Annotated in this window: 6 protein-coding genes; 5 read left to right on the plus strand and 1 reads right to left on the minus strand. The window is 70.9% G+C overall.

What is annotated here, in order from left to right; genetic code table 11:
* Window positions 1-152: 152 nt before the first annotated feature.
* Window positions 153-1,193: a 4-hydroxy-3-methylbut-2-enyl diphosphate reductase gene (locus D8Y23_RS16135; RefSeq protein WP_128219058.1), complete on the minus strand. Its 1,041-nt coding sequence runs from the start codon at window positions 1,191-1,193 to the stop codon at window positions 153-155.
* A 90-nt stretch (window positions 1,194-1,283) separates the two neighbouring features.
* Here D8Y23_RS16135 and xseA point away from each other — a divergent pair, with 90 nt between their 5' ends.
* From xseA to D8Y23_RS16160, 5 genes are all read left to right on the plus strand, one after another.
* Window positions 1,284-2,597 carry an exodeoxyribonuclease VII large subunit gene (gene xseA / locus D8Y23_RS16140; RefSeq protein WP_128219054.1) on the plus strand — a complete coding sequence of 438 codons (1,314 nt, stop codon included), beginning with the start codon at window positions 1,284-1,286 and terminating at the stop codon, window positions 2,595-2,597.
* A 10-nt stretch (window positions 2,598-2,607) separates the two neighbouring features.
* Window positions 2,608-2,838, plus strand: coding sequence for an exodeoxyribonuclease VII small subunit (locus D8Y23_RS16145; protein WP_022879586.1), 231 nt, complete (start codon window positions 2,608-2,610; stop codon window positions 2,836-2,838).
* The gene (locus D8Y23_RS16150) at window positions 2,838-3,470 is read left to right on the plus strand and encodes a DUF4245 family protein (RefSeq protein WP_128219056.1); all 633 of its coding nucleotides are present in this window, start codon (window positions 2,838-2,840) and stop codon (window positions 3,468-3,470) included. Before D8Y23_RS16145 ends, D8Y23_RS16150 begins: the two co-directional genes overlap by 1 nt.
* Complete coding sequence (locus D8Y23_RS16155; protein WP_128219057.1) at window positions 3,467-4,126, plus strand: carbonic anhydrase; 660 nt, start codon at window positions 3,467-3,469, stop codon at window positions 4,124-4,126. The genes D8Y23_RS16150 and D8Y23_RS16155 overlap by 4 nt, the downstream gene beginning before the upstream one ends.
* Window positions 4,127-4,159: 33 nt before the next feature.
* The coding region (locus tag D8Y23_RS16160) for a lyase family protein (protein WP_240663939.1) at window positions 4,160-4,723 on the plus strand (564 nt) is incomplete at its 3' end.

Genomic DNA, 4,723 nt, shown 5'->3' on the forward strand with positions numbered 1-4,723 from the left:
CGCCGTCGACGCCGTCGCCGGCGCGGGCTCCTGCTGCGGAGCCACACCGGCCTCGAGCGACTCGGTCACCTCGGGGCGCTGAATGCGCGCGCGCTGCTCTTCGGGAGTCGCGTACTCGCCGAACTGCGGGCGCGGGCGACCGTCAGCCTCGCTCACGCGCGGCCCCGGCCACCGAGCGCACGCTGGTCGCGCTTGCCCGAGGAGTCCTGGCGCAGCTCCTTCGGGAGCGAGAACAGGAGGTCTTCCTCGGCCGTGCGCACCTCTTCGACGTCGCGGTACCCGGCACCGGCGAGTTCCTGGAGCACCTCGGTGACGAGGACCTCGGGCACGGACGCGCCACTGGTCACGCCCACCGTCTCGACACCGTCGAGCCACTCCTGGCGAACCTCGTCGACGTAATCGACCCGGTAGGCGGCCTTGGCGCCGTACTCGAGCGCGACCTCGACCAGCCGAACGCTGTTCGAGGAGTTGGCCGATCCGACGACGATGACGAGGTCCGCGCCGACCGCGACCTTCTTGATCGCGACCTGACGGTTCTGGGTGGCGTAGCAGATGTCGTCGGACGGCGGATCCTGCAGTTCGGGGAAGCGCACACGCAAACGGCGGACCGTCTCCATCGTCTCGTCGACGGAGAGCGTCGTCTGCGAGAGCCACACGACCTTCGACGGGTCGCGCACCTCGACGGTGTCGGCGTGCTCGGGCGAGTTGACGACGGTGACGTGCTCGGGGGCCTCGCCCGCCGTGCCCTCGACCTCTTCGTGGCCCTCGTGGCCGATGAGCAGGATCTCGAAGTCGTCGCGGGCGAAGCGCACGGCTTCGCGGTGCACCTTCGTCACGAGGGGGCACGTGGCGTCGATGGCCTGGAGGTGGCGGTCGGATGCCGCGGACACGACGGCCGGTGAGACGCCGTGGGCGCTGAAGACGACGTGGGAGCCCTCGGGCACCTCGTCGACCTCCTCGACGAAGATCGCCCCCTTCTTCTCGAGCTCCGTGACGACGTGGATGTTGTGCACGATCTGCTTGCGCACGTACACCGGCGCGCCGTAGCGCTCGAGCGCCTTCTCGACGGCGATGACCGCGCGGTCGACGCCGGCGCAGTAGCCGCGAGGTGCTGCCAGCAGCACCTTCTTCTGTCCGCGGACGGGGATATCCTGGAGCCGCCCGCGTCGACCCGGGATACGGGGAACGGGCAGGTGGACGGCAGGTGTGCTCACCCCTCGATTCTACCGGGGCGCCCCTGGACGACGGCCGAACCCGCCCACCACCGACCCCCACGAGAGAGCATGACCTCCTTCCGACCCGAAGCCGTCGAGGGCCAGGCGCCCCCGGCCGACTCCGTTCACCCGCGCGATTCGCGCACCGACACTCCGACGTCGGTCTCGCGCCTCAACGACACGATCCGCGGCTTCATCGAGCGCTGGGGATCGGTCTGGGTCGAGGGCGAGATCACCTCGTTCAACCGCCGCGGTGGGAACGTCTTCGGCCGCCTGAAAGACCTCGGGACGGAGTCGACGGTCGCCTTCCGCATCTGGTCGAGCACCCTCGCGCGGCTCCCGAAAGACCTCCAGGTGGGCGACCACGTCGTCGCGTGCGTCAAGGCCGACTACTTCCCGCGCACCGGCGACTTCTCGTTCTCGGTGTCCGCAATGCGTCACGTGGGGCTCGGCGAGCAGCTCGAGCGCCTCGAGCGCCTCCGCGCGCAGTTGCGGTCCGAGGGCCTGTTCGAACCGGGACGCAAGAAGAAGCTCCCCTTCCTCCCCCACTGCATCGGCCTCATCACGGGCGAGAACTCGGATGCCGAGAAGGACGTGCACCGCAACGCCGAGCTGCGCTGGCCCCAGGTGCGGTTCCGCACCCGCTACGCCGCCGTGCAAGGCGAGCGGTGCGTCCCCGAGACCCTCGCGGCCCTGAAGGCTCTGGATGCCGACCCCGAGGTCGACGTCATCGTCATCGCGCGCGGCGGCGGCGACCCGCAGACCCTGCTCGGCTTCAGCGACGAGCGTCTCGTGCGCGCGGTGGCCGCGGCATCCACGCCGATCGTGAGCGCCATCGGCCACGAGAACGACCGTCCGCTGCTGGACGACGTCGCCGATGTGCGGGCGTCGACCCCGACGGATGCCGCGAAGCGCGTCGTGCCCGACGTCAGCGAGCAGCGCGCCGTGGTCGCTCAGCTGCGCGCGCGCCTGACCAGCCGCCTCACGCAACGCGTGCTGCACGACATCGCGCAGCTGGAGCAGTTGCGCTCGCGTCCGGTCCTGCGCACACCGCACTCGATGCTCACCGCCCGCGCACAGGACGTCTGGATGCTCGCCACCCGCGGCCGCGACGTCGTCGACCGCCGGCTGCAGAGCGAGGAGCGCCGCACCCGCGAACTGAGAGCATCCCTGCGCGCCCTGTCCCCCGAGGCGACCCTGGCCAGGGGCTACGCGATCGCCCAGGTCGCGGGCGGAGGCATCGTGCGCGACGCGGCGCAGGCCCCCGCGGGCGCGCGCGTGGTCGTCACCGTCGCCGATGGGGCGTTCGGCGCCTCCTCCACAGGCCCTCTCGACGGCGCGAACTCCTCGACCGACGGCGGTCCGTCGGCCGGTCCCGCCTAAGATGGATGTCATGACCGCGACGCCCTCCGGCCCCTCCGCCGACGTGGCATCCCTGTCGTTCGAGCAGGCCCGCGACGAGCTCGTCCGTGTGGTCGCCGAACTCGAGCAGGGCGCTCCCACGCTGGAGGAGTCGCTCGCGCTGTGGGAGCGCGGCGAGCAGCTCTCCGCCCGCTGCGAGGAATGGCTCCTGGGCGCGAAGCGCCGCCTGGACGCCGCACGCGGCGAGGGCGAGGAGTCCTGATGGCCCGCATCGTGGCCGAGCTCGGCCGCCCCGAGACACCGGACGAGGCCGCCGCGCGAAAGGCCGAGTCATCTCGCCGCTACCGCTCGAGCAAGACCTTCCAGAACCTCATCGCAGCGCTCCTCGTCACCGTGGCGGTGGTTCTCGTCGTCATCGCGGCGGTGCCCCGCGGTGAGCCGGCGCCCCGCCCGCAGCCCGACGTTCCCGCCCTCGCGGCCGAACTCTCCGATGACATCGGCCGTCCGGCGCTCTCTCCCGCCCTCCCCGACGGCTGGCGCGTGAACCAGGCCGTCACCGAGGGCCAGGGCGGTACCGAGGCGTGGACGATGGTCTACGTCCGCTCCGGCGAGTCCGGGTTCGTCCGCGTCGCTCAGGGCCTGGACACCGGCGAAGAGTGGGTGGCGCAGGTGCTGGGCGGAGCCCGCAGCAGCGAGACGATCGACATCGACGGCGTCGAATGGAACGTGTACCGTCCGAGCGACCCTGAGCGCGCGGGCAACATCACGTACGCGCTGTCGACCGCCGCCGGCCCCGACCAGGTGCTGATCTACGGCGACGCCAGCCCCGAGACGACCGCGATCGCCGCGGAATCCGTCACCGCCCAGGTTCGAGAACTGAGAGAGACCCGATGAGCGAGCGTCTGACCCCCCGCGACGTGTGGAACGAGATGCTCGAGGGCAACCGACGCTTCGTCTCCGGACAACCGGCGCACCCGCGGCAGGACGTCGAGCGTCGCACGGAGCTCGCGGGCTCGCAGCACCCCACGGCCGCTCTCTTCGGCTGCTCCGACTCGCGCCTGGCGGCCGAGATCATCTTCGACCAGGGCTTGGGCGACCTGTTCGTCGTCCGCAACGCCGGCCAAGTCATCTCCGACTCCGTGATCGGCAGCCTCGAGTACGCCGTCGGCGTCCTCGACGTGCCCCTCATCGTGGTTCTCGCGCACGACGCGTGCGGCGCTGTCGGCGCCGCGATCGACAGCACCGGCATCGACGCTCCCACCCTTCCCCCGTACATCTGGCGCCAGATCGCCCCGATCGTCCCGGCCGTGCGCCGCGTGCAGCGCGACGAGGCCGCTGCCGGACGCGCGACCGAACGGGTCGACGCCGAACTGGTGGGTCGCGAGCACCTGCGCCACACCGTGGCCGATCTCCTGCGTGCCTCCGAACTCATCGCCGAGGCCGTAGCCGAGGGCCGGGTCGCCGTCGTGGGGGCCAACTACCGCCTCGACGACGGGGAAGCCGTCCCCGTCGTGAGCGTGGGCGACGTGGACGACTCCCGCGCCGCCTGACACCGCACCGAAACGATCTGGAGGAACGACGACGTGACCGACATCGAGTACCGCATCGAACACGACACCATGGGTGAGGTGCGGGTGCCGAAAGACGCCCTGTACGCCGCGCAGACGCAGCGCGCGGTCGAGAACTTCCCCATTTCGGGTTCGGGGCTGGAATCGACGCAGATCGCCGCGCTCGCCCGCATCAAGAAGGCCGCCGCCCTGGCGAACAAGGAGCTCGGCACGCTCGACCCCCGCGTGGCGGACGCGATCGCGCAGGCGGCCGACGAGGTCATCACCGGCGCCCACGACGCGCACTTCCCGGTCGACACGTACCAGACCGGGAGCGGCACCTCGTCGAACATGAACATGAATGAGGTTCTGGCGACCCTCGCCACCCGGATCCTCGGCGACACGGTGCACCCGAACGACCATGTCAACGCCTCGCAGTCCTCGAACGACGTCTTCCCGACCTCGGTCCACATCGCCGTGACGCAGGCCCTCATCGACGACCTCATCCCCACCCTGGACCACCTCGCCGTCGCGCTCGAAGCGAAGGCCGAGGCATGGAAGGGCATCGTGAAGTCGGGTCGCACGCACTTGATGGATGCC

Origin of the sequence: Microbacterium enclense, from assembly GCF_004022425.1 — a bacterium.
Lineage (GTDB): Bacteria > Actinomycetota > Actinomycetes > Actinomycetales > Microbacteriaceae > Microbacterium > Microbacterium enclense_A.

Bases quoted from the DNA above. Each gene is read 5' to 3' on its own strand.
- D8Y23_RS16155 (WP_128219057.1), top strand. From the start codon at position 3,467: ATGAGCGAGCGTCTGACCCCCCGCGACGTGTGGAACGAGATGCTCGAG.
- xseA (WP_128219054.1), top strand. From the start codon at position 1,284: ATGACCTCCTTCCGACCCGAAGCCGTCGAGGGCCAGGCGCCCCCGGCC.
- D8Y23_RS16145 (WP_022879586.1), top strand. From the start codon at position 2,608: ATGACCGCGACGCCCTCCGGCCCCTCCGCCGACGTGGCATCCCTGTCG.
- D8Y23_RS16150 (WP_128219056.1), top strand. From the start codon at position 2,838: ATGGCCCGCATCGTGGCCGAGCTCGGCCGCCCCGAGACACCGGACGAG.